This is a genomic window from Streptomyces durbertensis, assembly GCF_014156695.1.
GTDB lineage: Bacteria > Actinomycetota > Actinomycetes > Streptomycetales > Streptomycetaceae > Streptomyces > Streptomyces durbertensis.
Genome location: NZ_WMLF01000907.1, coordinates 1 through 632, shown reverse-complemented (window position 1 = coordinate 632; position 632 = coordinate 1). Strand labels below are relative to the sequence as shown.

The window sequence follows — 632 nt, the reverse complement described above, 5'->3', positions numbered from 1 at the left end:
GTGGCGGGGCCGTCCAGGACGAGGGTGACTGGTGGGTCGAGCCGGCCGGAGGATGACCCTGCGGCCATGCGGCGGCCGTGCTCGACCACGTCTGCGGTGAGGGCGGTGACCAGCGGCATCGCGCCGGGTGAGCGGCGCGGGTCCTCGATGGACTCGCCCATGACATACAGCGTTCCCCCTTCGGACACAAACGATTCCCGCGCGAGCGTGTCGGCTTTGCCGGCCGCGCAGGAGTCGCGGACGTGGAGCTGCGTGAGGGAGCCGAGCGCGGAGCGGATCAACTCGGTGGCGGCGTCCCGGCGTCCGGGGTGGCTGATGAGCATGGCCTCGAGTTCGCCGGCGGCGCCGGACGTGACCGACTTTCCCTTGCGCAGTATCCGCACGGCCTCGTTCATCGTGCCGCTGACGATCCATCGGTGGACCTGGCGGAACGGCTGACCGCTGACCGCCGCGGCGTGCAGTGAGCAGCGCAGGATGGTCTCGGCGGCGTCGTGGGTGGTCGCGTCGATCCGGGCGGGGCTGCGTACGGGTGCGAGAAGGGCCGTGGCACGTGCGCGGGCCACGGCCATGTCGGTGCAGCCGTGTTCGGGGGACCAGCGCAGGCGGTGCGGGGCGTCGGTGCGGTGGGTGGG

Annotated in this window: 1 protein-coding gene; it reads right to left on the bottom strand. The window is 72.5% G+C overall.

Annotated features, from left to right (window positions below; translation table 11 throughout):
• Positions 1 to 632, bottom strand: a 632-nt coding sequence (locus tag GL263_RS27600; protein ID WP_500294580.1) for a type IV secretory system conjugative DNA transfer family protein, incomplete at both ends; no start/stop codon positions are given.